General features: G+C 70.0%; 1 protein-coding gene. It reads left to right on the forward strand.

The features are described 5' to 3' along the window. A partial coding sequence (locus QZH66_RS18995) for an AMP-binding protein (RefSeq protein ID WP_305807319.1) occupies positions 1-247 on the forward strand: 247 nt, incomplete at both ends.

A 247-nucleotide genomic window follows, 5' to 3' on the forward strand; every position in this document is an offset into this window, starting at 1 on the left:
CGGGCGTTCCGAAGGGCATCGTGCAGTCGCACGGCATGCGCTGGGCCCATGTGCGCCGGGCCAGCAGCTACGACTACGGCCCGGCGGGGGTGACGCTGCTGGCCACGCCGCTGTACTCCAACACCACGCTGGTGGTGTTCTTCCCGACGCTGGCCTATGGCGGCTGCGTGCAGCTGTGCCCCAAGTTCGACGCGGCGCGCTACCTGCAACTGGCCGAGCAGCTGCGCGCGACGCACACCATGCTGGT

The sequence above is a fragment of the Stenotrophomonas sp. YIM B06876 genome (assembly GCF_030711595.1).
In the GTDB taxonomy this organism is placed as follows: Bacteria; Pseudomonadota; Gammaproteobacteria; order Xanthomonadales; family Xanthomonadaceae; genus Stenotrophomonas.